Annotated in this window: 21 protein-coding genes; 18 read left to right on the top strand and 3 right to left on the bottom strand. The window is 74.1% G+C overall.

Going from position 1 to position 26,647, the window contains the following annotated elements:
* Both ABT296_RS16710 and ABT296_RS16705 read left to right on the top strand, forming a co-directional pair.
* Positions 1 to 1,363, top strand: a 1,363-nt coding sequence (locus ABT296_RS16710; RefSeq protein ID WP_351927794.1) for a tetratricopeptide repeat protein, incomplete at its 5' end; no start/stop codon positions are given.
* Positions 1,353 to 2,747: an esterase/lipase family protein gene (locus tag ABT296_RS16705; RefSeq protein ID WP_351927792.1), complete on the top strand. Its 1,395-nt coding sequence runs from the start codon at positions 1,353 to 1,355 to the stop codon at positions 2,745 to 2,747. The genes ABT296_RS16710 and ABT296_RS16705, both read left to right, overlap by 11 nt.
* Positions 2,748 to 2,838: 91 nt before the next feature.
* On the opposite strand, the gene ABT296_RS16700 is transcribed toward ABT296_RS16705, so the two are convergent.
* Together ABT296_RS16700 and ABT296_RS16695 are read right to left on the bottom strand one after the other, a co-directional pair.
* Positions 2,839 to 4,071, bottom strand: coding sequence for a PucR family transcriptional regulator (locus ABT296_RS16700; RefSeq protein ID WP_351927790.1), 1,233 nt, complete (start codon positions 4,069 to 4,071; stop codon positions 2,839 to 2,841).
* Between the two features lie 3 nt (positions 4,072 to 4,074).
* Positions 4,075 to 4,227 carry a hypothetical protein gene (locus tag ABT296_RS16695; RefSeq protein ID WP_015660618.1) on the bottom strand — a complete coding sequence of 51 codons (153 nt, stop codon included), beginning with the start codon at positions 4,225 to 4,227 and terminating at the stop codon, positions 4,075 to 4,077.
* A gap of 263 nt (positions 4,228 to 4,490) precedes the next feature.
* Here ABT296_RS16695 and pgfA point away from each other — a divergent pair, with 263 nt between their 5' ends.
* From pgfA to ABT296_RS16640, 11 genes are all read left to right on the top strand, one after another.
* Positions 4,491 to 5,465 (top strand): cell envelope lipid trafficking protein PgfA, encoded by a 975-nt coding sequence (pgfA, locus tag ABT296_RS16690; protein ID WP_351927787.1) that lies wholly within the window; start codon positions 4,491 to 4,493, stop codon positions 5,463 to 5,465.
* 261 nt (positions 5,466 to 5,726) lie between these two features.
* Positions 5,727 to 6,914 (top strand): glycosyltransferase family 4 protein, encoded by a 1,188-nt coding sequence (locus tag ABT296_RS16685; protein WP_351927785.1) that lies wholly within the window; start codon positions 5,727 to 5,729, stop codon positions 6,912 to 6,914.
* Positions 6,911 to 7,645, top strand: a complete 735-nt coding sequence (locus tag ABT296_RS16680; RefSeq protein ID WP_351927783.1) for a class I SAM-dependent methyltransferase — start codon at positions 6,911 to 6,913, stop codon at positions 7,643 to 7,645. Before ABT296_RS16685 ends, ABT296_RS16680 begins: the two co-directional genes overlap by 4 nt.
* Positions 7,642 to 11,787, top strand: coding sequence for an alpha-(1->3)-arabinofuranosyltransferase domain-containing protein (locus ABT296_RS16675; protein WP_351927781.1), 4,146 nt, complete (start codon positions 7,642 to 7,644; stop codon positions 11,785 to 11,787). Before ABT296_RS16680 ends, ABT296_RS16675 begins: the two co-directional genes overlap by 4 nt.
* Positions 11,784 to 13,535: a hypothetical protein gene (locus tag ABT296_RS16670; RefSeq protein ID WP_351927779.1), complete on the top strand. Its 1,752-nt coding sequence runs from the start codon at positions 11,784 to 11,786 to the stop codon at positions 13,533 to 13,535. Before ABT296_RS16675 ends, ABT296_RS16670 begins: the two co-directional genes overlap by 4 nt.
* Positions 13,532 to 14,278, top strand: coding sequence for a class I SAM-dependent methyltransferase (locus tag ABT296_RS16665; protein WP_351927777.1), 747 nt, complete (start codon positions 13,532 to 13,534; stop codon positions 14,276 to 14,278). Before ABT296_RS16670 ends, ABT296_RS16665 begins: the two co-directional genes overlap by 4 nt.
* 28 nt (positions 14,279 to 14,306) lie before the next feature.
* A complete protein-coding gene (locus tag ABT296_RS16660; RefSeq protein ID WP_351927863.1) occupies positions 14,307 to 15,218 on the top strand; it encodes a hypothetical protein in 912 nt (303 codons plus the stop codon).
* Positions 15,215 to 15,442 (top strand): Trm112 family protein, encoded by a 228-nt coding sequence (locus ABT296_RS16655; protein WP_351927775.1) that lies wholly within the window; start codon positions 15,215 to 15,217, stop codon positions 15,440 to 15,442. Before ABT296_RS16660 ends, ABT296_RS16655 begins: the two co-directional genes overlap by 4 nt.
* Positions 15,439 to 16,245, top strand: coding sequence for an FkbM family methyltransferase (locus ABT296_RS16650; protein WP_351927773.1), 807 nt, complete (start codon positions 15,439 to 15,441; stop codon positions 16,243 to 16,245). The genes ABT296_RS16655 and ABT296_RS16650 overlap by 4 nt, the downstream gene beginning before the upstream one ends.
* Entirely contained in the window at positions 16,232 to 16,843 is a 612-nt protein-coding gene (locus tag ABT296_RS16645) for a hypothetical protein (RefSeq protein WP_351927771.1), read from the top strand. The genes ABT296_RS16650 and ABT296_RS16645 overlap by 14 nt, the downstream gene beginning before the upstream one ends.
* A gap of 131 nt (positions 16,844 to 16,974) precedes the next feature.
* Positions 16,975 to 17,808 (top strand): MEDS domain-containing protein, encoded by an 834-nt coding sequence (locus tag ABT296_RS16640; protein ID WP_351927769.1) that lies wholly within the window; start codon positions 16,975 to 16,977, stop codon positions 17,806 to 17,808.
* Positions 17,809 to 17,853: 45 nt separating this feature from the next.
* On the opposite strand, the gene ABT296_RS16635 is transcribed toward ABT296_RS16640, so the two are convergent.
* Positions 17,854 to 18,951 carry a MerR family transcriptional regulator gene (locus tag ABT296_RS16635; protein WP_502977263.1) on the bottom strand — a complete coding sequence of 366 codons (1,098 nt, stop codon included), beginning with the start codon at positions 18,949 to 18,951 and terminating at the stop codon, positions 17,854 to 17,856.
* Positions 18,952 to 19,083: 132 nt separating this feature from the next.
* Here ABT296_RS16635 and ABT296_RS16630 point away from each other — a divergent pair, with 132 nt between their 5' ends.
* From ABT296_RS16630 to ABT296_RS16610, 5 genes are all read left to right on the top strand, one after another.
* Positions 19,084 to 19,995 (top strand): ATP-grasp domain-containing protein, encoded by a 912-nt coding sequence (locus tag ABT296_RS16630; protein WP_351927767.1) that lies wholly within the window; start codon positions 19,084 to 19,086, stop codon positions 19,993 to 19,995.
* A gap of 77 nt (positions 19,996 to 20,072) precedes the next feature.
* On the top strand, positions 20,073 to 22,337 hold the full coding sequence (locus tag ABT296_RS16625) for an ATP-binding protein (protein ID WP_351927765.1): 2,265 nt from the start codon (positions 20,073 to 20,075) through the stop codon (positions 22,335 to 22,337).
* Between the two features lie 177 nt (positions 22,338 to 22,514).
* Positions 22,515 to 23,960 (top strand): acyl-CoA synthetase, encoded by a 1,446-nt coding sequence (locus tag ABT296_RS16620; RefSeq protein WP_351927763.1) that lies wholly within the window; start codon positions 22,515 to 22,517, stop codon positions 23,958 to 23,960.
* A complete protein-coding gene (locus tag ABT296_RS16615) occupies positions 23,953 to 25,308 on the top strand; it encodes a carboxyl transferase domain-containing protein (RefSeq protein WP_351927761.1) in 1,356 nt (451 codons plus the stop codon). Before ABT296_RS16620 ends, ABT296_RS16615 begins: the two co-directional genes overlap by 8 nt.
* Positions 25,309 to 25,590: 282 nt before the next feature.
* Complete coding sequence (locus ABT296_RS16610) at positions 25,591 to 26,628, top strand: rod shape-determining protein (protein ID WP_351927759.1); 1,038 nt, start codon at positions 25,591 to 25,593, stop codon at positions 26,626 to 26,628.
* The last annotated feature ends 19 nt before the right edge of the window (positions 26,629 to 26,647 follow it).

The raw sequence follows: 26,647 nt of genomic DNA, 5'->3' as shown, positions 1-26,647 counted from the left end.
CGGACACCCCGACCGCGCACTCCCCCCAACCGAAGAAGCCGTCCAGCTCTACCGCGCCCTCGTCAAAACCAACCCCGCACACCTCCCCGACCTCGCCGGCTCCCTCAACAACCTCGGCGTCCGCCACAGCGAACTCGGACACCCCGACCGCGCACTCCCCCCAACCGAAGAAGCCGTCCAGCTCTACCGCGCCCTCGTCAAAACCAACCCCGCACACCTCCCCGACCTCGCCAGCTCCCTCAACAACCTCAGTAGCCGATACAACGAACTCGGCCAATCTCCCGAAAAGCCTTGGACAGAGGCGCTTAGCGACGCATCACCGTCAAACGCCGCCATCCTCCTGCTCTACCGATCCACTGATGCAAACCCGGGAGACCTCAACGCAGCGGCATGGCTCGCCAATGCCGAACAGGCGGCGACAACTGCAGGACTCTCGGAACTTCTCCAGCCTCTGCACGAAGAGGCCCGCCGCCACCGCAACGCCATCCCAGAGGAGTTCGACCGCCACTGGCACCAACTCACCGGCGCACCCCCACCCCCTTGGCTCACTATCAACCCCGAGCTGCTGGAGCTGTCCCGCGCTTGGATCCGCACCGATACCTACGAAGCCGAGCGGGACCACCTAGCGGCGCACCCAGAACTCCTGAGCCCCGAAGCGGACGTCTGCGTAGAAGAAGCTCTGCTCGGCCTCAATCAAGAAGCCGCTGCCCACTACCGCACCCTCCGCCAAACCGCCCAAGCAGAAGGCATCGACACCGCCTACCGCCCCCTCCTCAGCCTCGCCCTCGCCTACCAGTTCACCCACGCCACCCCGCAAGACCAGCGAACTCTCCTCGGCCAACGCCGCGACGACCTACTCGACGACTTCGTCCACGAAGCCCTGTCAAGCGAACCCACTGACCCCAAGCAGACCCGCCTCCTCACCCGAGCCCGCTCCCTACTCCACCTCGCACGGCTCAACGCCGAATCCCCAGCCCTGGACGCCCTGGAAGACCCCACCCTCTTCCCCTCCCTACTCCACACAACCGCCCGCACACCCAACCTCACCGCCCTAGAGGCCACCGCGCTCCTCGCCCTAACCGCAGCCACCACCGAAGCCCTCGCAGCCGAGGCCGAGTTCCACCTCGCCATCGTCCTCGCCGCCACCAGTGACGACGACGAACCCGCCACCCAAACCCTCACGTCCGCCTGCGACCGAACCCCCGCCCAGATCCCCGCCTGGCTCACAGCCCTCGCCGAAATCGCCCCCCACCACAGCGCAGCCCTCACCCTCATCCCCCACCTGGTCACCCGCCTCGCAGGCACCCAAGCGGAAGAGCCGACAGAAGCCCCGGACGACCCCAAGGCCCCCCATGCCGAATGACCTCGTAGTAGTCCTCCCCGGCATTACCGGCACCACCCTCCGCTCCCGCCGAGGCGCCCCCCTCTGGTCCCCCACCCCCGGCGCCATCCTCGACGCGATCACATCCTTCGGCCGGTCCCTCCACGCCCTGCGTCTCCCCGAAGGCATCGGCGACGACCACCCCGGCGACGGAGTCGAACCCGTCGCCCTCATGAACGACCTGCACCTCATCCCCGGTATCTGGACCCCGGTCAGGGGCTACGACAGGCTCCTGGCCCGCCTCCGCTCCCTCGGCTACCGCGAGTCCACCCCCGCAGCACAGGGCAACCTCCTCCCCCTCCCCTACGACTGGCGCCTCTCCAACCGCTACAACGCCAACCGTCTGGCGAAGATCGTCGAACCCGCCCTCGAACGCTGGCGCGCAGCCGCCGGCGGGCCCGAGGCACAGCTCAGCTTCGTCTGCCACTCCATGGGCGGTCTCGTGGCCCGCTGGTACATCGAGAAGTGCGGCGGCGCCGCCCACACCCGCAAGCTGATCACCCTCGGCACCCCCTACCGCGGCGCGGCGAAGGCGCTCGATCAGCTGGTCAACGGGGCGCATCAGCGCCTCGGCCCCCTCTCCTTCGACCTCACCGCCTTCGCCCGCACCCTCCCCTCCCTCCACCAACTCCTCCCGGAGTACGCCTGTATCGAGGACCCGGCGACCGGCGCGCTCGCCAAGACCACCGAGCACCCCCACATCCCCGACCTCGACCGCGCCCTCACCCACGACGCCATGCGCTTCCACACCGATCTGCGCGCGGCCGAGCTGGCTCGCCCCGCCTCCCTCGCCGCCACGCACGCCATCGTCGGAACGCAGCAGAACTCCCCGACCACCGCCCGGGTCCAGGACGGCCGGCTCACCGTCCACCCCACCTACGCGGCCGGGCTGCACCTCTACGGCGACGGCACCGTGCCACTCGTCGCGGCCTGCCGGGAGGACGTGCCCATGGACAGCAACATGTTGCGCCGCGTCCCGGACCATCACGGGAACCTTCAGCGCAACAAGGCCGCACTCGATGAGGTGACAGGGGTTCTGACCGGGCTGAACATCCCGGTCCGGGCTCCGGGGAGAATGCGGCATCTCCGGCTCGACGTTCCCGAACTAAGCCTCGCCGGTGAGGAGTTGGTCATCCGGCTGGGCACCGCCGACGGCACGAGGATCGCCGTACTGGTCACGGTGAGGAACGAGGTCGGGACGGTCGTCGAGTCGCAGGTTGTCGTCGCCCGCCCCGAGCCGGCCGAGGTCCGGTTCAACAGGGACGGCGGCCGGCTGCGCCCCGGTGCGTACACCGTCGACGCGACCGGCAAGCACGCCGGCTCCCCCGTCGCGCCGGTCAGCGCGGACACGCTGGTCTGGCCCTGAGCAGCAGGCGGCAGGCGGCGGACGACGGGCTGCGGGCTGCGGGCTGCGGGCTGCGGGCTGCGGGCTGCGGGCTGCGGACCGTGTCAACGGCTCAGGCCCGTAACTCCCCCACCCCTCCCCTCAACCGCTGCGCGCGCAGCACCAGTTCGAGTTCGAAGCGGCGGTCGGGGTCGTCTATCTCGTCGCCCCACAGTTCGCGGATCTGGCGGAGGCGGTAGCGGACCGTCTGGGGGTGGACGCCCAGGCGGGTGGCGACCTCCGGGGCGCCGCCCCTGGTCTCCAGCCAGGCGAGGAGGGTCTCGGCGAGGCGGCGGCCGTGGGTGGGGCCGCAGTGGCGGAGGGGGGCAAGGCAGCGTACGGCGAGGTCGTCAATGAGTTCCTCCGGCTGGAGGAGGACCAGCGCCTCGGTGTGTTCCGTGCAGTAGAGGACCTCGCCGGCGGGCAGCAGGCCGCGTTCCATGAGTCCCACGGCCGCTTCCGCCCAGCGCAGGGACTTGGCCGCGTGGGCGAGGGGGACGGGTGGGCCTATCGCGCCGGACCAGCCGGTCAGGGCCCGGTGGAGGAGTTCGGAGCGGCCGGCCGCGTCCGGTTCGGGGACGACCATGCGGGGCTGCTCGTAGTCCATGTCGAGCAGGACGCCCTGGCCGACTGCGGGGGCCACCGCTTCCCGGGCGGGGCGCAGGAGGACGCCGACCGCGACCTTTCCGGGCAGTGGCCAGCCGATGCGGGCGGCGCGCTCGGAGAGGGCGTCGGCGGGGTCGCCGCGGTGGTGTTCGGCCAACAGCCATTCCATCAGGCGGCGTTGGAGGCGGAGCCGTTCGCCGGCCTCGCGGGCGGCGGCCTCGGCGTAGCCGCGCACGGACTGGTCGACGAGGCCGTCGAGGTACTCGTAGCCCGCGTCGACGAGTTCGTACATGGCCGGTGGTGGGATCTCGACGCGCTGGCCGATGTCGGCGAAGCGGCGCCAGGCCAGTCTGACGCCCATGCGGTAGATGGCCTGGAGGGAGTCGAGGCTGCGGCCGTGGAGGCCCTCGCCGCGGCCGAACTCCTGGAAAACTCCTGGAGGTACGGTCGGGCGGCCCTCGGCCGTCTCCAGGTGCTGGACGAAGACCTCGATGGCGCGGCGGATGCCGACGAGGGCCATCGGTTCGCCGGAGTCGTCGAGGACCACGGGCAGATGGGGGTACTCGCGGCGGATCTCGGTCATGATCTGCTCGGCGAGTTCGGGTGCTTCGGCCATGGCGATGGCGGCGAAGCGGCGCACCTGGAGCCGCGGGACGTCGTGCCAGGCCGAGCGGGTGTCGGTGCGGGCGGCGGACGGCACGGGTCAACTCCCCTGGCCGGCTTGTTCGTAGGTGATCAGGGGGTTGTTCGGCTGGTCGGGGGTGGCCTCCAGCAGGGCGACCACGCCGAGCGCGGCGCCGACCGCCAGGGCGGCGGCGAGCGCGACGGTCAGCGCGGCGGCGAGCAGTCTGGACATCGCAGGGTCAGCCTCTCTGTACGGCCGCTTCGGCCGACGGCCGTGGTGGCCGCTGTTCGGTCGCCCCACCCGGGCTTCCCGTCCCTGCCTGTCGAGCCCCAGTGTCAACATGACATTGACACCACGTCAAGGGGCGCCTACGGTTCCCGGCCCATACGGGTGCCGCGGACCGAACCGCGTCGCACCCCTTCTCGCACGCGCACCTTTCCCCTCGGCGCGGCCGCCTCCCCCGTCGCGTCGTCCCGAGCCCCTGGAGTGCCCGGATGCGCCGTACAGCTTCACCCTTTTCCCTGATCCTGCTGGGTCTCGGCACGTTCCTGCTGGTACTGGCGCCCATGCTCGCCTGGTACGTCGAGCCGCGCGCCGCCGTGAACCCGATCGACATCGACACCACCGCCGTCTACAAGGGCACCGGCAGCGTCTTCGACCTGGAGAAGGTGGCGACCGTCACCGGCCAGACCATCACCGTCACCCAGCGGGTGCGCGGAAACGTCGCGGAGAGTGACGGCGAGAAGGCCGTGTGGGACGTGATCACGACGGTCGACACCGACAAGTCGCTGCCCGCCGAGGATCCGCACGACGCGCTGGACTTCTCGCCGCACCGCTGGGTGCTGGACCGGAAGACCACCGAGCCGGTCCACTGCTGCGAGGAGAAGCCCTACATCGAGGGCGAGGCGTACCTGAAGTTCCCGTTCGGCGTCGAGAAGCGGGACTACCGCTGGTGGGACAACACCCTGCGCGGGACGGTCACGATGAGTTACCGGGGCACCAAGGAGGTCCAGGGGTACTCCGGGTACCGGTTCACCGCGTCGGTGCCGGCGACGAAGACCGGGACCCGGCTGGTGCCGGGGCGGCTCGTCGGCCTGGACGACACCCCGCAGGTGCTGGCCGAGGAGTGGTACTCCAACCACGGCCTGGAGCTGGTGGTCGACCAGTCCACGGGCCGGGTGCTGTACGCACAGACGGGTCCGCGCCGGACGCTGCGGGCGCCGGGCGAGGAGAAGGACGCGGCCGTTCTGCTGGACAGCCGGAAGATCGCGTTCACCACTGCAACGCAGAAGGAGGCGGTGGAGCGGGCCGAGGAGGACAGCGGGCTGTTGAGGCTGGTGGGGCTGACGTTGCCGATCGGTGCGGGTGTGATCGGGTTCGTCCTGGCCGTGGCGGGAGGCGTTTTGGTGGCACGGGGGAGGCGGCGTCCCGGTTCTTCCGATTCGCCGCAGCCGTCTCTCATGATGTGACGTGACGTCAGCTCTAATAAAGCCGGAAATTGTCACGCGGGTGAGTAGCCGTGGCGAACGGCGGAGCGAAAACTGTCCACCCCACCCGAGCACAACCCGTCCACAGCCGGTCCGTGGAAAGCTCCCGGTTCCCCCACAGAAAACGCGCGTCCCGGCCCACCCCACCGCACCGTGACCGAGCACGACCCCACCCCAGCCGTGAACGATCGGCGCGATCCACCCCACGCTGAGTTCCGCACCCCGAGACATGTTGGAGCACCGATGCCCCAGCACGTGCCATCCCCGCTGCAGGCTCCGTTCCCCACGGAGCCGCAGCACCTTCCGGCGCTCCCCCCACATCCGCGCCGAATCGTTTTCCTAGCCCACCGCGACCTGGGCAACCAGGCCGCCGGCGGCTCCGAACTGCTCGTCGACCGGCTGGCCGACGGCCTGACCCGACTCGGCCACCAGGTCACCCTCCTGTGCGGTGGCCCGGCCTCCCCGACCCTCGACTCCCCGCAGGCGGAGGGCGCACCCTTCCGCGACTACCGGGTCGTCTCCGCGGGCGGCGCCTACGACCACTACCTGCGGGCCCGGTCCGCCTTCGCCCGCCAGGTCGGCGAGACCGACCTGCTGGTCGAGGTCTGCAACGGGGTGCCGTACCTGGCTCCCCTGTGGCACCGCGGTCCCACGCTGTGCCTGGTCAACCACGTCCACACCGACCTGTGGCGGATGCGGTTCGGCGGCCCCCTGGCCCCGGCCGCCCGGCTCGGGCGGAAGCTGGAGCACTGGGCGCTGACCGGCGCCCGCCGGCGCGGACTGCTCGTCGCGGTGTCCCCGTCCACGGCGCACGCGCTGCGGGCGATCGGCGTCGAGCGGGAACGCATCCGCGTCGTCCACAACGGTGTGGAGGAGCCCGGTCCGCGCGCGGACCGCTCCCCCGAGCCGCTCTTCGTCGCCGTCGGCCGGCTCGTCGAGTACAAGCGGATCGACCTGCTGCTGCGGCTCTGGGAGCGGGTACGCCCGGTGACCGGCGGCCGGCTGGTGATCGTCGGCGACGGTCCCGAGCGCCACCGGCTGGAGCAACTGGCCGGTCCCGGGGTCCAGTTCACGGGTCATGTGAGCGAGGCCGAGAAGCACCGGCTGCTGTGCGCGGCCTGGCTGCTGCTGCACCCCTCCGCCGTGGAGGGGTGGGGGCTGGTGGTCACCGAGGCCGCCGCCCGGGAGACTCCCACGATCGCCTTCGACGTCCCCGGACTGCGGGACTCCGTGGTCGACGGGGAGACCGGGCTGCTCGCCTCCGGCGAGTCCTCGTTCGCCGCCGCCTGGTGCACCCTGGCCCTGTCGGGCCACCGGCGGGAGCTGATGGGCAAGGCCGCCCGCGACCACGCGGCCGGCTACCGCTGGGAGCGGACCGTGCGCCAGTTCCGGGCCGTCGCCGCCGAGGCCGTGCGGGGCCGCCCGTCATGAGACCGGTGAAGGACCCGTCGCTGCGCCGCTCCCTGGGCCTCTTCCGCGCCTTCATGCGCGAACAGGAGGACCCCCGGGCCTGCTACGAACTGCTCGCCCGGGACGCCGTCGACCAGGTCGAGGCCTACGACGGCCGGGTCGCCGGGCGGATCGTCGCCGACGTCGGCGGCGGCAGCGGCTACTTCACGGAGGAGTTCCGGCGCCGCGGCGCGCACGCCTACCTCTTCGAGCCCGACCTCGGCGAACTCGGCGCGAAACCGCCCGACGGGAGCGTCGTCGCCGACGGCTATCTGCTCCCCCTGCGCGACCGGGTCGCGGACGTCACCTTCTCCTCCAACGTGCTGGAGCACGTGGCCGACCCGCAGACCTTCCTCAGCGAGCTGGTCCGGGTGACCCGGCCCGGCGGGCTGATCTACGTGTCGTTCACCAACTGGCTGTCGCCTTGGGGCGGGCACGAATGGGCCCCCTGGCACTACCTGGGTGCCGAGCGGGCCCGCGCCCGCTACCGGCGCCGTACCGGCAGGCCCGCCAAGCACACCCTCGGCGAGAACCTCTTCGCCGTGCACATCGGGCCCACCCTGCGGCAGGTGCGCGCACGCGACGACGTCACGGTCGTCTCGGCGCGCTCCCGCTACTGGCCCTTCCTCGCGGAGACGGTCGTCAAGGCGCCCGGCATCCGCGAGGTCGCCACCTGGAACCTCCTCCTCATCCTCCGGCGGTGTCCCCCATGACGAGCACGGTCCAGGCTCCACCCCCGGCGGCGGTTCCCACCACCGCCGCCATGGCGGGTCCCCCCGAGGGCCCGCGTTCCCGGCACTGGCTGCTGGGGTTCTGGGCCGTGGTGTTCGTGCTCCTGCTCGCGGTGCAGCCGGGGCGGCAGACCTTCGACACCAAGCTCGGGGTGACCGTCGATCCCGGACGGTTCCTGTCCGACCTCGGCCAGCTCTGGCAGGACCAGAACGGCTTCGGCGGCATATCCGACCAGTACGCCGGCTATCTCTGGCCGATGCTGCCGTTCTACTGGCTGGCCGACACCGTGCAGCTGCCGGTGTGGCTGGCGGAACGGCTCTGGCTGTCACTGATCGTTTGCGTCGCCTTCTGGGGCGCGCTGCGCCTGGCCGAGCGGCTGCGCGTCGGCAGCCCGGCCTCCCGGCTGCTCGGCGCCAGCGTGTACGCGCTGTGGCCGGTCTTCACCGTCGTCATCGGCTCCACCTCGGCCGCCGCGCTGCCCGGCGCGTTCCTGCCCTGGGTGCTGCTGCCGCTGGCCGACGAACGCTTCAGCGCCCGGGTCGCCGCCCTGCGCTCGGCGCTGCTGATCCCGTTCATGGGCGGCGTCAACGCGGCCTCCACCCTGGCCTCGCTGCTCCCGGTCGGCCTGTACCTGCTGTCCCGCCCGGCGGGTCCGCGGCGGCGCAAGCTGATCTCCTGGTGGGTGCCCGGGGTGATCCTGGCCACCGCCTGGTGGTGGATCCCGCTGCTGCTGCTCGGCGTCTACGGCGAGAACTTCCTGCCCTACGTGGAGAGTTCGCAGACCACCACCGAGACCATGGCGGCCACCGAGGCACTGCGCGGGGCCGGCAACTGGGTGGCCTACCTTCACTTCGGGGACGCCTGGCTGCCCGCCGGCTGGGCGGTCGCCTCCTCGGTCCTGGTGATCCTCGGTTCGGCGGTCGCGGCCGGGCTCGGCCTCGCGGGCCTCGCCCGCCGGGACATGCCCGAGCGGCGCTGGCTGGTGCTGACCGTGCTGACGGTCGCGCTGGTGCTGCTCGCCGGGTACGGCGGCTCGTTCGGCGCGCCCTTCCACGGGGTGATGCAGGACTGGCTGGACGGCTGGCTGGTGCCCTTCCGCAACATCTACAAGTTCCAGACCGGACTGGCCCTGGCCCTCGTGCTGGGTCTGGCCCATCTGGTCGGGGTGGCCGCCCAGGAGCGCGGCGCCCGTCCGGTGCCCGGCCGCCGGTTCGTGCCGCTCGTCGCGGCCGTGCTGGTGCTGCCGGGGCTGATGTGGCCGTACCTCAACGGGTCGATCCTGAACCCGGGTTCGTTCCAGAAGGTCCCCGACTACTGGGAGACCACGGCGGACTGGATGGAGGAGTACTCCCCCGACGCGCGGGTGCTGGTCGTCCCGGCGACCGCGCACGGCATCTACACCTGGGGCTCCACCATCGACCAGCCCCTGGACGTGACCGCCGACTCCCGCTGGGCGCAGCGCGACTACGTGCCCTTCGGCACGGCCGGCAACCGGCGCGCCATGGACGCCGTGCAGCAGGCGCTGACCACGGGCGCCGAGGTCCCGGGCCTGGCCGACTTCCTGAGCCGGGCGGGCGTCCACTACGTCGTCGTCCGCAACGACCTCGACCCCGCGCAGGTCGGCAACGTGCCGACCACCATCGTGAAGCGCACGCTCCAGCAGTCCGGCTACGAGCGGGTCAAGGGCTTCGGGCCGGTCTCGACCGGCGGGGTGCTCTCTCCCGGTACGCCGCTCCAGGTGGAGGGGCTGTACCCGAGGCAGCGGGCGGTGGAGATCTACCAGCCGCCGCAGGACGTGCCGCGGCCCGGGCAGGCGGGGCTGGCGTCGGTCGCCGACACCGCCGTGGTCTCCGGCGGCCCCGAGTCGCTGCTGCCGGTCGCCGGTGAGCTGCGCGGCCGGGCGAGCGTGCTGACCGGTGACAACCATCCCGGGCTCGGCTCCCCGCCGGTGCAGGTGGTCGGCGACGGACTGCGGCGCGCCGACACCCGGTTCGGGCTGGTCAACGCCAACACGTCGTACACGTACACCCGCGACGAGCGCAACGCGCCCGACGCGACGCAGGACGCCGGTGAGGATCCGCACCAGATCCTGCCGACCGAGGGCCTGGACCACCAGACGGTGTCCGAACTGCGCGGCGCCCGCTCGGTGTCGGCGTCCTCCTACGGCAGCTGGCTGTTCCACCTGCCGCAGTACGACCCGGTGAACGCCTTCGACGGCAACCCCGACACCGCCTGGACGGAGGGCTCGCTGGGCGAGCCGGACGGGCAGTGGCTGCGGATCGCCTTCGGTGAGAAGTACGACATGCCAGCCGCGTTCGAGGTGGCCCCGCTGCCGCAGGAGAGCGTGCGGCCGGCGCCGACCCGGGTGCGGGTGGAGACCGAACAGGGCACCAGGACCAGCTATCTGGCGCCCGACGGCACGGCGCAGAACGTCAGGGCGCCCGAGGGTCCGACCGACTGGATGAAGCTGACGATCGTCGACTCGGTGGAACGCCGGGCCGGCCTGACCGGGGCGGGTTTCTCCGAGATCGCGCTGCCGGACGTCCAGGTGACCCGGCTGCTGAGGCTGCCGACGGACGCCGAGGACTCCTCGGCCGGCGCCGAGATCGTCTCCCTGTCCCGCGCGGCCGACCCGACGGGTCTGTCCTCGACGGGCACCGAGGCGGGCCTGCACCGGATCTTCTCGACCGGTTCCGCGGGCACCTACGAGGTGCGGGCGAGCGCGGTGCCGGTGCCGGGCGAGGCGCTGGACCGGCTGCTGTACGAGGTGGCGCCGGAGCAGCAGAACCGGATCGTGGCCACCGCCGACTCCACGGCACGGCTGGGGGCGGGCCTGTCCGCCCGCAACCTCACCGACGGCGACCTGACCACGGCGTGGATCGCGGGCGACCGCCCCACCATCCGTCTGAGCTGGGAGGGCAAGCAGGCGGTCGACAAGATCGTGCTGCCGCCGGCCGGCGGGCTCTCCAGCCGCCCGGCCGAGGTGCACATCAGCTCCCCGGACGGCGCGGCCATCGCGGGCGTCGACGAGAACGGCAACGTCTCCTTCCCGCCGATCACCACGGACCGGCTGGACATCACGATCACCGAGACGGCGCCGCTGACCCTGTACAACCCGTTCGCCGACGAGGACATGCAGCTTCCGGTGGGTCTCACCGAGGCGTACGTCCCGGCGCTGGACTCCTACCGCACGCCGAAGCCGGAGGCGGACCGCGCCTTCTCGCTGCCGTGCGGGAAGGGCCCGGTCGTGGCGGTGGACGGCCAGTTGTACGAGACGAGCGCCAAGGGCACCGTCGGCGACCTGATGGAACGCCGTCCGGTGGCGGTCACCCTGTGCCCGGAGAGCGGCCTGGACCTGCCGGCCGGGAAGCACCGGGTGGAGGCCGGGGACGCCGGTCCGCTGACCGTGACCGCGGTGACCCTGACCCGGGGCGAGATCGCCGAATCACCTTCTTCCGGGCGGGAGTTGGGCGTACAGGACTGGCTGGGCGACCGTCGTGAGCTGACCGTCGGCTCGGGTGCGGCGTCCTACCTGACGACGTACGAGAACTTCAACGACGGCTGGCGGGCGGAGCTGAACGGCAAGGAGCTGACCCCCGTCCGGCTCGACGGCTGGCAGCAGGGCTGGCGGATCCCGGCCGGGGAGGGCGGCACCGTGAAGCTGTCCTACGAGCCCGCGGTCACCTACGAGGCCGGTCTGATCGGCAGCGGGGTGGGGCTGGCGGCCCTGGCGGGGCTGGCCCTGTGGCGGCGGCGCGAACCCAACCGGGACGAGCCGCAGCCGCTGCCGCCGCTGCCGGGGCTGTGGCTGGGCGCGGTGGCGCTGACCCTGGTCGCCGCGGTGATCGCGGGCTGGTTCGCGCTGCTGGTACCGGCGCTGGCGCTGCTGGCCCGGCGACGGCACGAACTGCTGGTGCCCATCGCCCTGGTGGCGTTCGTCGCGGCGGGCGTGGTGACGGCGGCCGGCGCGGGCGAACCGGTCCGGGACGCCACCGGCGCGTTCGGTCCTGCGGCTCAACTCCTGGCGCTGATCGGCCTGTTCGCGGCGCTGGTGAGCGTACGGGAACCGGAGGGCGGGCAGCGGGACGGGGCCGGGACGGCGGACGGGGGCGAGCGGGCGTGACGGCACTGGACCACCGGCCGCCGGGCCGGATCCCGTTCCCCGTCGTGGACGAGGTCTCCCGGCACTGCTTCCAGGAGGAGGAGCCGGAGACCGTCCACATCGAGGTGCACCTGCCCGGCGAGGTCGATCCGGACCGGCTGCGCGCGGCCTTCGTGGAGGCGCTGCGGCGCCATCCGCGGATCCTGATGCGGGAGGCCCCGGGCCGGTGGTACCGGCTGCGCTACGAGTGGGAGCTGACCGGTGAACCGGACGTCGAGGTGGTCGCCTTCCCGCCCCCGGGGCGGGACGCGCTCCGCGACGCCCGGACCCGGGCCCTGACCGCCGTACCGCCGCTGTCGGCGTCGCCGCCGATCCGGCTGGAGGTGGTGCAGGGCGGCGGCCCGGCCGAGGGCAGCGAGGCCACGGCCGCGGTGACGGCCCCGCCCGCCGGCGGCACCCCGGCCGGCTCCCGCGGGGGCCGGACCCCGGGCCGGCCGGCGGGCGCCGCCACACCGCCCGGCGGACGCTCCGCCGCGCAGCCCACGCCGGTGAAGGGCTCCCCCGGGGTGGGCTCAGCACCCGACCCGTCCCCTGGGCCCCGGCCCCTGCCGGACGCCGACGGTACGGCCTGGTCCGGGACGGACGGAGCCGGGGCCGCCGGGGCCCGGACGGCCGGAGCCGAGAGCGCCGGGGCCCGGACGACCCGACCCGTGACAACCGGACCCGAGACCGCCGGGGCCGGGACGACCCGACCCGATACCGCCGGGGCCAGGACAACCGGAGCCGCATACGGACCTGCCGACGGATCGCCCGGCGCGGATCTCGGCGGTGGCCCGAAAGGGGCCGCCGGACACGGCGCCGCGGGCACACGTTCGCGGCGTACCGTGCTGTTCCTCACCATCAACCACACCGCCCTCGACGGCCCCGCCTGTCTGCGGGTGCTGGCGACCGCCGCCGAGGTGTACGGCGGGCGGGACAACTCGCCCGCCGCACCGCCCGCCCGGCCCGCCCCCGCCGCCGAGCCGCCCGCCGACACCCCGTCCAACTGGTCCCGCCCGGCCCGGGTGGCCCCCGGCGCACCGGAGCCGTCCCCGGGCAACGGCATGCTCGTCACCGAACTTCCCCTGCCGCACCGGCCGAAGGGCGCCCCGTACACGGTCAACGACCAGCTGATGGTGGCCACGGCGCTGACCGTCGCCCACTGGAACCGTGAACACGGCGTCCCACCAAGGCCGTTGCGCATCACCATGCCGGTCGACGACCGCCCCCGGGACGCGACGATGCCCATCGGCAACGGCACCCGCCTGGTCGAAGTGCCCTTCGCACCGGAAGAGTTGAACTCCGACGACCTGCCGGACCTGCTCGCCCGCACCGCGGCCAGGACCCGCGCCCTGAAGGCCCTGCCCCGCCCCCAGCTCGGCCGGGGCGCCGCCCTGCTGACCGCCCCGGTCACCCCCGTCGCCCTGCGGGCCGCCCTCACCCGCGGCCTGCGCCGGGCGGCGGCGCCCTGGACGTCGACCGTGCTGCTCAGCAACATCGGCCGCATCCCGTACCCGCTGGACTTCGGCGAGGAGGCGGGCCGCGCCCGGGCGGTGTGGTTCTCCGCCCCGGCCCGGATGCCCCGCGGCCTCACCTTCACCTCCGCCTCCACCGCCGGCCGGCTGCACCTCGCCCTGCGCTGGTCGCGCGCCCTGCTCAGCCACGGCGACGGTGTCCATCTGCGGGACCTGTTCGAGCACCATCTGCACACCACGGAGGTGACCGGATGACCACCACCGCACCCCCCAAGGACCTGCGGGACTTCTACGAGGACCCCGCCGTCCCCGTCTCCTCCGGCACACCGCGCAGCCTCCGGCAGGCCCGTATGCTCGCGGCGGCCCTCGCCGGCGCGGACGGCCCCCGCACGATCCTCGACATCGGCTGCGGCGACGGCACCGCCGCGGCCGTCGCCGCCCCCCTGCTGCCCGGTCACCGCATCATCGGCGTCGACTGGTCCCAGGACGCCCTGCGGCGCGCCAGCGCCCGCCTGCCCTCGCGCCCGGTGCGCGGTGAACTCACCGGTGGAGGGCTGCCGTTCAGGTCGGAGTCCGCCGACGCGGTGCTGTTCAGCGAGGTCGTCGAGCACCTGGTGGACCCCGACGCGGCGCTCGACGAGATCCGCCGGGTGCTGCGCCCGGGCGGCCATCTGATGCTGTCCACCCCCAACCTGGCCGCCTGGTACAACCGCGGACTGCTCCTGGCGGGCGTCCAGCCGGTGTTCTCCGAGGTCAGCCTGCGCGCGATCCACGGCCGTCCGGGCCGCGAGGTGGTGGGCCACCTGCGGCTCTACACCGCCCGCGCGCTCAGGGAGTTCGTCGCCGCCTCCGGTTTCGAGGTGGTCCGGCTGGCCGGCGCCCCCTTCCACGGCGTGCCGCGCGTGCTGCGCCCGCTCGACCGGCTGGCCTGCTCCAGACCCCCGCTCGCCTCGATCCTCCTGCTGCACGCCCAGAAGACACCCGCGCGCAAGACCTAGGAAAGGGACGCAGACCATGTGGTGGGGAGTGGCCGCGGCCCTGTTGGCGAACGTCCTGTACAGCACCGGATTCGTCCTGGAGAAACGGGCGCTGGCCGCGCTGCCGGAGGTGACGGTCCGGCAACCCGCCCGGCTGCTGCGGCTGGTGCTGGGCAGCCCCCTGTGGATCGGCGGCTCGCTGGCGCTGGCCGCCGGGTTCGCCGCCCAGCTGGCCGTCTACCGCACCCTGCCGATCGCCGCCGCGCAGGGCCTGTTCGTCTCCGGCCTGGTCCTGCTGGTGCTGCTCTCCGCCCGGCTGCTGGGCGAGGAGACCACCGGCCGCGAGCGGTACGCGCTGGTCGCGATCCTCGCCGCGCTGCTGATGGTGGTGCTGTCGCTGCGCGAGGGCCCCGAGGCCGTCGGCCAGGACGCCCCGTACCCGCTGATCCTCCTGGTGTGCGTGCCGACGCTCGCGGCCGGTGTGTGGCTGTACAACTCCGCCGAGCGGCGCACCCGGCACCGGCACCGGCTGCCGACGACGGGCGTGGAGTACGGCGTGGCGGTGGGCCTGCTGTACGGCGTCAGCTCACTGGCCATCAAGGGGGTGTCGAGCCGGCTGACCGCGGAGGGCTGGGGCGGGGCGCTGTCCGGGCTGCTGCGCTCGCCGTACCCGTATCTGCTGCTGTTCACCGGCGCGTTCGGTCTGGTGATGTCGCAGGCGGCGCTCCAGCGCTGCCGGGCCTCGCTGATCGTGCCGGTGTGCACGACCGTGACCTGCCTGTTCACGGCGGTGCTCGGCACGCTCTCGTTCGGCGAGGCGCTGCCAAAGGACCCGCTGCAGCTCACGCTGCGGGTCGCGGGCATCGCGCTCGCCATCGCCGTCCTGCTGTCCATGCCCCGGCACGACCGGCCGGCGCGCACCCCACCCGCCCTCGGCGCCAAGGAGCTGACCCCACCGTGAACCCCGACGACCCGCTGCTGCTGATCCTGGCCTGCCCGCTCGACAAGGGGCCGCTGCACCTGCTCCCGCCGGACGGTCCCGCCGATCCGGCCGAGGCCCTCTACAACCCGAGACTGCGCCGCCGCTACCCGATCCTCGACGGCATCCCGCAGCTGCTGCCGTCCTCCGGGGAACAGGTCGCCGACGACGAACACGAGGCACTCCTCAAACGGATGGTGCCATGACCAGGACCCTCGCGGCCCGAGTGGCCCCGCTGCTGCCCGTCCGGCTGGTCGCCGCCGCGGCCCGGGCGGTGTACCCGCGGTTCGAGCCGGAGCTGGCCCGGCTCGACGAGCTGTGCCCGGCGTCCTGCGGCACGGCGGTGGACGTCGGCGGCTGGTACGGCCCGTGGACGCGCCGGCTGTCGCGGCGGGCCCGGCAGGTGGTGACCGTGGAACCGGTCCCCCGGCTGGCCCGGCTGCTCGCCTCGGGCGCCCCGCCGAACGTCCGGGTGGTGCAGGCCGCCGCCTCCGACCGGCCCGGTACGGCGAGGCTGTGGCTGCCGTCCGGGGACGGGGGCGACCGCGGGGTGTCCTCGCTGGTCCGGCGGGACATCCACGGCCGGGCGCTGGACGTCGGCTGTGTGACGCTGGACGAGCTGGGGCTGCGGGACGTCGGCTTCATCAAGATCGACGTGGACGGCGGCGAACTGGCCGTGCTGCGCGGCGCGACGGGCATCCTGGCCCGCGACCGCCCGGCGCTCTTCGTGGAACTGGAGTGCCGGATCAAGCCGGTCGAGCCCGTGGTCACCTACCTCTCCCTGCTCGGCTACCGCGGCTGGGTGCTGCCCGGCGCCCACTGGGTGCCGCTCGCGGACTTCCCGCTCAGGACGCACCAGGCGCAGGCCGCGCACGTCGTCTCCCGGGGCCTGCTGCGCCGGGTGCTGCCCGGCGGCGGGCCCCGCTACGTCAACTCGGTGCTGTTCCTGCCGGACGGCCGCCGCCCCGGCGGACCGGTGCGCGACCATGGATCGCATGCCGTCCACTGAGCCCGTGCCCGGCCCTTTCGGCCCGCTCGACTTCCAGCTCGTCCTGCTGCGCCGGATGGCCGACCACAACCCGGACCTGGTGGAACGGGCGCGGCGGGACCTGGGCGTGTCGGTCGCCGAGATGCGCGAGGCCAACAAGCGGTGGCAGGCGATGGTCCGCTCCCCGCGCGCCCGGGCCGCCGCCTCCCGGTACCGCTCGGTGCTCGGCGCGCCCGGGTCGGTGGTGACGCGGAGGGTCGGCGACCTGGAGTGCGAGGCGTGGCTGTGGCCGGTGCCGCTGTGGCCCGCCCTGCGCTTCGAGGTGCTGCTCGCGCCGGGCGGCGGCGCGGTGTGGAACGAGTGGCTGGTCCGCGCCCCGGGCGCCGAGCCCCCGCCCCTGCACACCCTGGCGGATCTGACGCCCTGGTCGTGCACGGCCGACGAGGCGGCCCGCGCCTTCGCGCCGGCCCGCCCGCTGGAGGGCTCCGCGCCCACCCGCTGGGGCCTGGCCTTCACGGCCCCCGACGCGGGCGGCGCCCCGCACGCCTGTACGGCGGAGTTCACCTGGGGTCTGCTCCAGCGGGTGTCGGCCCGTCCCGCGGCGGCCACCACCCCGTGAACCGGTCGATCCACGCATCCATCCAGGCGCAAACGGTCGCCGGCCCCACGGGTGTGCCCGGAACCCGGTTCCGAGTCGGGCATCGGCGATCATCCGGGGGGCCGTGCGGCGGCCGTGCCTAGTGTCTGCGCATGGAGCTTCCCGAGCGGAACGTCCCCGTCGAGCGGCTGCGGCTGGGCGACCACGCCTGCCTGGACGCGGGCGACGGCGAGTCGTCGTGGGCGGTCTTCACCGCCTACACCCGTACGAGCCTGGCCCGGCAGGAGAAGGTGCTGCTGGTCCTGGACCCGGACGACCTCCAGGACGACGAGGTCGTCGCCCTCCTCGGCCGGGACGGCGGCGGGGTCGAGCAGGCCAGGGCGAGCGGTCAGCTGTCGTTGAAGCGGACCCCGCAGATGTACCTGCCCGACGGCCGCTTCCTGAAGGAGCGCACCATCGACGCCTACCGGGCCGAGGTGGAACGCGCCGAGCGGGAGGGCTGGGCCGGGCTGCGGATCGCCGCCGACATGAGCTGGGCGCCCAGGGCGGGCCTGGACGACAGCCGGCTGCTGGACTACGAGGCGTCGGTGGCACCGCTCTTCGCCGATCCGCTGTTCACCGCGATCTGCTGGTACGACCGCCAGCGCTTCGGCTCGGCCGTGCTGGACGGGGTGGCCCGGCTGCACTCCGTGCGGGTGACGGAGCCGGACCCCGGCACCCGCACGGACGTCGTCCGCGTCCTGCGCCGCGCCCTGTCCCGGCAGGACACCCAGGGCCCCGCCCGGATCGCCCTCGACCTGCGCGACCTGTGCTTCATGGAGGCCCACTGCGCCTGGCAGCTGATCAGCCTCGCCGGGTCGCTGCCGGCCGGCAGCGAGGTCACCCTGCGCTGCGGGGAACTCCTCGCCCTGGTGCTGCGCCAGTTCGGCGCGGACGGGGTGCCCCAGCTGGTGCTGGACGTCGAGGTGGAGGAACCGGCACGGTGAACGCCGGGTCCCCGTCCGCGGGGTTCCCGTCCGGACGGGTGCGCGTCAGGCGGCCGCCGCCGTGTCCACCACGTCCGCGACCACGCAGCTGACGTTGTCCGGGCCGCCGGCCTCGTTCGCCGCGTCGATCAACGACCGCAGGGCCGCGTCCGGGTCCGGTTCGGCGTCGAGGACCTGGCGGATCCGTGCGTCGGGGACCACCGTGCACAGACCGTCGGAGCAGAGCAGATAGCGGTCACCGGGCTCGACGTCCCGCAGGCGCAGGTCGGGCGCCGCCTCGGCGGCCGGGGACAGGGCCTTCAGCAGCAGCGACCGCTGGGGGTGGCCGGCGGACTCCTCCGGGGTGAGGCGTCCCTCGTCGATCAGGGACTGCACCACCGTGTGGTCGTCGGTGATGCGGAACAGGGCGCCGTCGCGCAGCAGATAGGCGCGCGAGTCGCCGATGTGGACCAGGGCCAGCCGGGAGCCCGTCCACAGCAGGGCCGTCAGGGTCGTTCCGGTGTCCTCTCCCGTGATGCCGTGCGCGGCCTCGCGGACCGCGTCCTCCATCAGGTTCAGCACGTTCCCGGCGCCGAGGTCCGCCGTCTCCAGCCGGGACAGCGCCGCCACCGCCGCGCCGCTCGCCGGACCGCCCCCGGGCCCGTAGCCGTCGGCGACCGCGAGCAGCCTGGTGCCCGCGTAGGCCGTGTCCTGGTTGGCCGGGCGCACCCGGCCGCGGTCCGAGTGTGCAGCATGTCGCAGTTCCAGCATCGTGGTCTCCTTGGACGTCGTGGTGAGCACTCCGATCAGGAACGCGGCGAGGTCCCGCCGTACGGCCGTCTCCGCCTCCGCCGCCGCCCAGTACGCCCGCACCTCGTGCGCGGCCGGCTCCGGGGCCAGCGCGCACACGGCGCGGATGCGGGCCAGCGGCATGCCGATCCGGCGCAGCCACGCCACCAGGCGGGCCCGCTCCAACTGGGCGGGCGCGTAGTAGCGGTAGCCGGTCACCGGGTCCACCCGGGCGGGTGGCAGCAGGCCGAGGTCGTCGTACAGGCGCAGTGCCTTCGGTGACAGGCGGCAGGCGCGGGCGAAGGCGCCGATCGTGAGCATGCCCCGCACGCCGTCCCCGCCCTCCACGCCGTCCGTGTTCGCCATGTCGTCCATGGGCACCCCTGTCCCTGTCGGTTCCTGGCCCCGATGCTGGGGCTTCACCGAAGGGGAAGGTCAATTCGGTTGTCGCGGTTGCGGGGGGCGTGGTTAGCCTGCGGACGTCCGTCCCCGACCCTGGAGCCCGCCGTGCCCCGTATCGCCCTGGTCACCTACGACCCCCGGCCCGAACCCAGCCACGACCGCGATCTGCCCGTGCTGCGGGAGGCGCTGGCCGCCGCCGGGGCCGGGGCGGACATCGTGTACTGGGACGACGACGCCGTCGACTGGGCCTCCTACGACCTCGCGCTGATCCGGTCGACCTGGGACTACAGCTGGCGCACGACCGAGTTCCTGGCCTGGGTCGAGCGGTGCGGCAGGGCGACCCGGCTGGCCAATCCGGCGGCCGTCGTGCGGTGGAACCTCGACAAGCGCTACCTCGGGGACCTCGCCGCTGCGGGCGTGCCGACCGTGCCCACGCGGTACCTGCCGCCGGGCACGGCCGCCGAACTTCCCGACGACCACGAGTACGTCGTCAAGCCCACCTCCGGCGCCGGCGCCCGCTACGCCGCCCGCTACACCCCCGACCGGCGCGAACAGGCGCTGCGGCACCTCGCGCGGATGCACGAGGAGGGGTTCACCGCGATGGTGCAGCCCTATGTGCGCAGCATCGACGCCCGGGGCGAGCGGGCGCTGCAGTTCTTCGGCGGGCGGCTGCTGCACGCCAGCCGCAAGCAGGCCGTGCTGACGCCGGGCACCGACTTCGACGCGCGGAAGGTGGCCCATCCGGGCCTGGAGCCGTGGACCGCGTCCCCGGCCGAACTCGCCGTCGCGGAAAGGGCGTTGGCGGCCGTGCCGGACCCGGCCGGGCTGCTGTACGCGCGGGTGGACCTGGTGGACGGGGACGACGGGGAGCCGCGGGTGATGGAACTGGAGCTGGTCGAGCCGAATCTGTTCCTGTTCCTGCATCCCGGGTCCACGGGCCGGGTGGTGGAGGCCGTCCTGGCGGCGGCGGAGGGGCGGGAGGCGTCACCCGTAGAGGCGGGAAATCCCCGAACCTGACGTGCCGTCGGGATCTTCTGCCTACCCTGCGGGGAAAGGCACGCGTTTCGTGATCACTGCAGAGGGCGTGACGGATCGTGGGCGGATCCCCTGCGCGGCGCATCTCCGGTTTCCCGGCGGAGCTGACGAGTTTCGTCGGCCGGCGTGACGAGTCGGCCGACGTCAGAAGGCTGTTGAGCGAGGGCCGGCTGGTGACGCTCACCGGGCCCGGCGGAGTCGGCAAGACCAGGCTCGCCTCCCATGTGGCCAAGCAGGTGGCGCGGACGTTCCCGGACGGGGTCTGGCTGGTGCCGCTGGCCGCGCTCGGCGACGACGCGTTCGTCCCGCACGCCGTCGCGGACGCGCTGGAGGTCCGCAACGAGACCGGACGGCCCCCGCTGGACGTCCTCGTCGAGCACCTGCGCCACCGCACCCTGCTGCTGGTCCTGGACAACTGCGAGCATGTGGTGCCCGGTTGCGCGCGGCTCGCGCAGGCCCTGGCTGCCGCCGCCGAGGGCCTGCGGATCCTCGCGACGAGCCGGCACCGGCTGGGCTCGGCCGGCGAGCAGCTCTACGAGGTGCCGCCGCTGTCCGCGCCGGGACCGCGGGAGCTGGGCGCCTCGGCGGTCGAACAGTTCCCGGCGCTCAGGCTGTTCGCGGACCGGGCGGCGGCCGTGGTCCCCGGGTTCACCGTCGGCGAGGGCAACCAGCAGGCGGTGGCCCGGCTGTGCCGGCGGCTCGACGGGCTGCCGCTCGCCATCGAGCTGGCCGCGGTACGGGTGCGCGCGCTGGGCGTGGACCAGCTGGTGGAGCGGCTCGACGACCGGTACCGGCTGCTCACGGGGGGCGGCCCGGCCTCGGTGCCCCGGCACCGGACGCTGCGTTCGGCGGTCGACTGGAGCCATGAACTGTGCACCCCGCGCGAGCAGTTGGTGTGGGCGTGGCTGTCGGTGTTCGTCGGCGGCTTCGACCTGGCCGCGGCGGAGGCGGTGTGCGGCGGGGAGGGCCTGGGCGCCACGGACGTGCTGGACGCGGTCTCCGGGCTCGTCGACAAGTCGGTCCTGCTCCGCGAGGAACGCGACGGCCAGGTGCGCTACCGGCTGCTGGTGTCCCTGCGCGACTACGGGCTGGAACGGCTGGAGGACCTCGGCGAGGTGACCGTCACCCGGCGGCGCCACCGCGACCACTTCGCGGGGCTGGCCGCCGAGTACGAGCGGGCCTGGTTCGGGCCCGACCAGGTCGCGGTCACCGAACGGCTGCGCCTGGACCAGGCCGACGTCCGGGCCGCCCTGGAGTTCTGCCTGACCACCCCGGGCGAGGCCCAGCACGGGCTGCTGCTGGCCTCGACTTTGTGGTTCCACTGGGTGGCGGGCGGCGCCTGGGGCGAGGGCCGGCACTGGCTGGACCGCGCGCTGCGGGCGGGCGCCCGCCCCGGTACGGCCCTGACCCGGGCGATGTGGGCGGGCGCGCTGATGTCGCTGGTGCACACCCGGTCCGCGGCGGTCCTCACCGGCGCCGACCCGCCGCTCGGCGCGGCGCCCGCCGACGCGGAACTGCCCGTGCCGACCGCGCCGCCCCTGCCGGCCGACGCCTTCGCCGCGGGCCGCGCGGACACCACGACGGTCGGCTTCGTCGTCCTCACCCGCGTCGAACTCGCCTGCACCCTGGTCAGCCGGGGCCGGGCGGCCGAGGCGATCCCGCTGTGCGCGGAGGCCGTCGCCGTGTGCGAGGCGCACGGCGAACAGTGGGCGCGCGCGTGGGCGCTGCGCACGCTGGGCCTCGCGCACTGGTCGCTCGGCGCGTACGACAGGGCCGCCGAGCAGGCGCGCGGCTGCCTGCGGCTGCCGTACACCGGCCGCCAGCGCCAGAGCCTCGCCCGTACGCTCGACCTCCTCGCCGCGGCGGAGGCCCTCGCCGGGCGGGCCGAGCGGGCGGCGGTGCTGCGGGGTGCGGTGGACCGGATCTGGGACGACATCGGGGGCGATCCGACCGGCTCGGGCCGGCCCTCGGCGAGCGAGCGGCACGCCCGGTCGGCGCTGGGGGACCCCGCGTACGAGCGGGCCCACCGGCGGGGCGGGGAGCTCTCGCGCAACGACGCCGTGGCGTACGCGCTGGGCGAGCCGCGCCGCCCCACCAGGGGCTCGGCCGCCGCGCCGGACACCCGCCCGCTGACCCGCCGGGAGGCCGAGGTCGCGGCGCTGGTGGCCCGCGGCCTGACCAACCGCCAGATCGCCGAGGCCCTGGTCATCGCCCAGCGCACGGCGGAGGGCCACGTCGAACGCATCCTGGTGAAACTGGGCTTCACCAAACGCAGCCAGCTGGCGACCTGGTTCACCTCGCGCACCGGCCCACCCCTCCCCTGAAGCCCTCGCCGGGCCGCCGCGGACGGTCCCGGACGCGCCGTCGGGCCGTAAACATCCCGTGGCGTGGGGTGAGAAGGGGCACAGGGCGGGGTGGTGGGGTGGAATCTGTCGTCCTGGGCGGGCGCGGGGCGGCATCGTGGTGCGGGACGGACGGTCACAGCAAAGGAGAAACGACGCGTGTCCTCTCTCTTCCCGGCCCTGGCCGACGGCCCGGCCGACCGCTCGGCCCTGCGCTTCGGCGCGCGGTCCCTGACGTACGCGCAGCTCGCGGCAGCGGCCGGCGCCCTCGCGGAGCGGATCGCGGGGCGCGGCCGGATCGCCGTGTGGGCGACACCGGAGCTGGAGACCGCCGTCGCGGTGGTCGCCGCGCTGGAGGCGGGTGTCGCCGCCGTGCCGCTGAACCCGAAGTCCGGCGGGACGGAGCTGGGCCACATCCTCTCCGACAGCGCCCCGGCGCTGGTCCTGGCTGCCCCCGGCGACGAACTGCCGCCCGCGCTCAAGGAGTTGGAGCGCGTCGACGTCGACGTACGGGCCACCGGCGCCCACCGCCCCGCCCCGGCCACCGGTGAGGACCCCGCCCTCGTCGTGTACACCTCCGGCACCACCGGCCCGCCCAAGGGCGCCGTGATCCCGCGCCGGGCCGTCGCCCACACCCTGGACGCGCTCGCCGACGCCTGGCGGTGGACCGGGGACGACGTGCTGGTGCACGGCCTGCCCCTGTTCCACGTGCACGGGCTGGTGCTCGGCGTCCTCGGCCCGCTCCGGCGCGGCGGGTCCGTGCGGCACCTGGGCAGGTTCAGTCCCGAGGGCGTGGCGCGTGAGCTGGACGCCGGGGCGACCATGCTGTTCGGGGTGCCGACGATGTACCACCGCCTCGCCCAGGCGCTCCCCGAGGACCCGGGGCTGGCGCGGGCGCTGGGCGCGGCACGGCTGCTGGTGTCGGGTTCGGCCGCGCTGCCCGTCCACGACCACGAGCGGATCGCGGCGGCGACCGGGCGGCGGGTGATCGAGCGGTACGGCATGACCGAGACGCTGATGAACACCAGCATCCGCGCCGACGGCGAGGCCCGCCCCGGCACGGTCGGGGTGCCGCTGCCGGGCGTGGAGCTGCGGCTGGTGGAGGAGGACGGGACGCCGATCGCCGCGTACGACGGGGAGACGGTGGGCGAGATCCAGGTGCGCGGGCCGAACCTGTTCACCGAGTACCTCAACCGGCCGGACGCCACGGCGGGCGCGTTCACCGCGGACGGCTGGTTCCGCACCGGGGACATGGCGGTGCGCGATCCCGACGGGTACGTCCGGATCGTGGGCCGCAAGGCCACCGACCTGATCAAGAGCGGCGGTTACAAGATCGGCGCCGGGGAGATCGAGAACGCGCTGCTGGAGCACCCCGCGGTGCGGGAGGCGGCGGTGACCGGGGAGCCGGACGCGGATCTCGGCGAGCGGATCGTGGCGTGGGTGGTCCCGGCCGATCCCGGGGCGCCGCCCACCCTTGAGGAGCTGGCCGACCACGTCGCCCGGCGGCTCGCCCCGCACAAGCGGCCGCGGGTGGTGCACCACCTGGACGCGCTGCCCCGCAACGACATGGGGAAGATCATGAAGCGGGCGCTGGGCCGTGACTGACCGGCTCCGGGCCCGCGAGGTCCTCGCCCTGGTCTGCGACGACTTCGTCGAACTGCCTTATCCGGAAGGGGACTCGGGGCCGGACGGGCCGCTGGGCTGGCGCGGCTACGACGCCTTGCGGCTGCGGGCGGCGGAGCGCACCGGCGAGGAGGAGTCCGTCGTCTGCGGCACCGCGCTCGTCGAGGGGACGCGGGCGGTGCTGATCGCGTTCGAGTTCGGCTTCCTCGGCGGTTCGCTCGGTGAGCGCACCGGGGACCGGCTGGAGGCGGCGTACGAGCACGCCCGCGCACACCGGCTGCCCGTCGTCCCGCTGATCGCGACGGGCGGCAGCCGGATGCAGGAGGGCGTGCCCGCACTGACCCAGCTCCAGCGGGTGGCCCGGCAGTCGGTGCTGACCCGTCAGGCGGGGCTGGCGCAGATCGCGGTCCTGCGGGATCCGACGACCGGCGGCGGCTGGGCCACGCTGGGCGCGGGCGCCGACGTGGTGCTGGCGCTGCCCGGCGCGCAGGTCGGTTTCGCCGGGTCCCGGGTGCGGCCGGCGGACGCGGACCCGGCGGCGTACACGGCCGAGGCTCAGGTCGCGGCGGGCGCGGCCGACGCGCTCGTACCTCCCGAGGAGCTGCGCGGGACGCTCGGCCGGTGGCTGCGGCTGCTGACGGACACCTCCTCCGCGCCGGCGCCGGTACCGGCGGCGCTCGGCTCCGCGGAGCCGCCGGCGACGGGGTGGGAGGCGGTACGGCGGGCGCGCTCGGCCGAACGTCCGCGCGCCGAAAGGTACTTGGACGCCTACTTCACCGCGCGGGCCGCGATCGGCGGCGACCGGGCGGGCGGCAGGGACGAGGAGGGCATGCTGTGCGGGTTCGGCACGCATCAGGGCCGTACCGTCGCGTACGCGGCGCAGACGGGGACGGCGACCCGGCCCGCCGGGTACCGTACGGCCGCCCGGCTGATCCGGCTCGCGGACCGGCTCGGCGTCCCGGTGCTGACCCTGGTGGACACCCCGGGCGCGGCCAATGACGCGGAGGCGGAGCGGCAGGGGGCGGGCGCGGCCATCGCGGACCTGTTCTCGGCGGTGGCCGCCGCGCGGACCCCGGTCACCACGCTGGTGATCGGCGAGGGCGGCTCCGGCGGCGCGCTGGCGCTGGCCGCGCCGGGCAACACCTGGGCGGCACCGGACAGCTACTTCTCGGTGATCGCGCCGGAGGCGGCCGCGGCGATCCTGAAGCGACCGCCCGGGGAGGTGGAGGCGACGGCGCACCAACTCCACATCCGCCCGCAGGACTTGGTGGACCTGGGGGTGGTCCGGGGCATCGCCGCGACCCGAGCGGGAGATCAGAAGCTCCCGTGAACAGCTGAGCCGCACAGAAGAAGAGGAGCCGCCTCCCCGTCCCAGGGAGGCGGCCCTTTCCGTGTTCCCCCGAGCACCTCGCCCAATCCGGGCACCACCGGCCTCACCCACTCCCTGAACCGAACTTACACATTCCCTACAACAGGCATAAGCGACAAAACCCCCATTCAGCGGCGCCCCGCCCGGCCCACCACAAGACGCGCCGCCTCCCCCGCCCCCGCACGATGCCAATGAGGCCCGCCGCCCGGCGGCCCACGGTCTGTGCTCTCGGGAGGACCTGCCATGACCGCCAGTCTGGAGCAGCTGCGCCGCTGCCACTTCGCCGTGGACCTCGGCGCGGCACGCACCCGGGTGTACGTGAAGGGCGCCGGGCTCGTGGTCGACCAGCCCTCCGCCGCCGCCGTGAACACCCGCACCGGCGCGCTGATCGCGGTCGGCGAGTTCGCGGAGAGGATGACCGGCCGCACCCCGAGCTACATCCGCGTCGTCCGCCCGGTCTCCGGCGGCACCGTCGTCGACATCGAGATGGCCCAGCGCATGCTGCGTCACCTCCTCGGCGACAAGATCCGCCGCACCCTGCGCCGCAAGCCCCGGCTGCGCGCCGCCGCCTGCACCCCGCACGACGCCGACCCGCTCGCCCAGCGGGCGGCCATCGAGACGCTGGTCGGGCTGGGCGCGCGCCGGGTGGAGCTGGTGGACACGCTCATCGCGGCGGCCGTCGGCTGCGGACTCCCCGTGGAGCGGCCCGAGGCGACCATGATCATGGTGTGCGGGGCGGCCGCGACCCAGGTGGCCGTGCTCTCCCTCGGCTCGATCGTGACGGCCGACCGGATCCCGGTCGGCGGCGAGGCCGTGGACCACGCGATCGTCCAGCACCTGCGCCACCAGCACGAGCTGATGCTGCCGAGCCAGTCGGTGCGTCCGCTCCAGGTCGCCCTCTCCGGCAACGGCCTCACCCCGCACGGTCCGGCCTCGACGGAGATCCACGGCAGGGACGTGGCGACCGGCCTCGCCCGCTCGGTGCAGGTCGACACCGCCGCCGTGCGCAACGCCATCCAGACCCCGCTGACCGCCGTGCTCGACGGCATCGGCAAGGTGCTGCGGGGCTGCCCGCCCGACCTGGTCGCCGACCTCGCGGACCGCGGGATCATGATGGTCGGCGGCAGCGCCCTGCTGCCCGGGTTCGACCAGATGCTGCGGCAGGCGACCGGCATGCCGGTGCACATCGCCGAACGCCCGGACGTGTGCGCCGTCCAGGGCCTCGGCACCATGCTGGAGGGCAGGATCACCCCCCTGACCCTGGACCCCCTGGCCGGCTGACCGGCTGACCGGCTGACCG

The sequence above is a fragment of the Streptomyces sp. NPDC000983 genome, from assembly GCF_040299205.1.
GTDB lineage: Bacteria > Actinomycetota > Actinomycetes > Streptomycetales > Streptomycetaceae > Streptomyces.
This window is presented reverse-complemented; position numbering and strand designations above follow the sequence as displayed.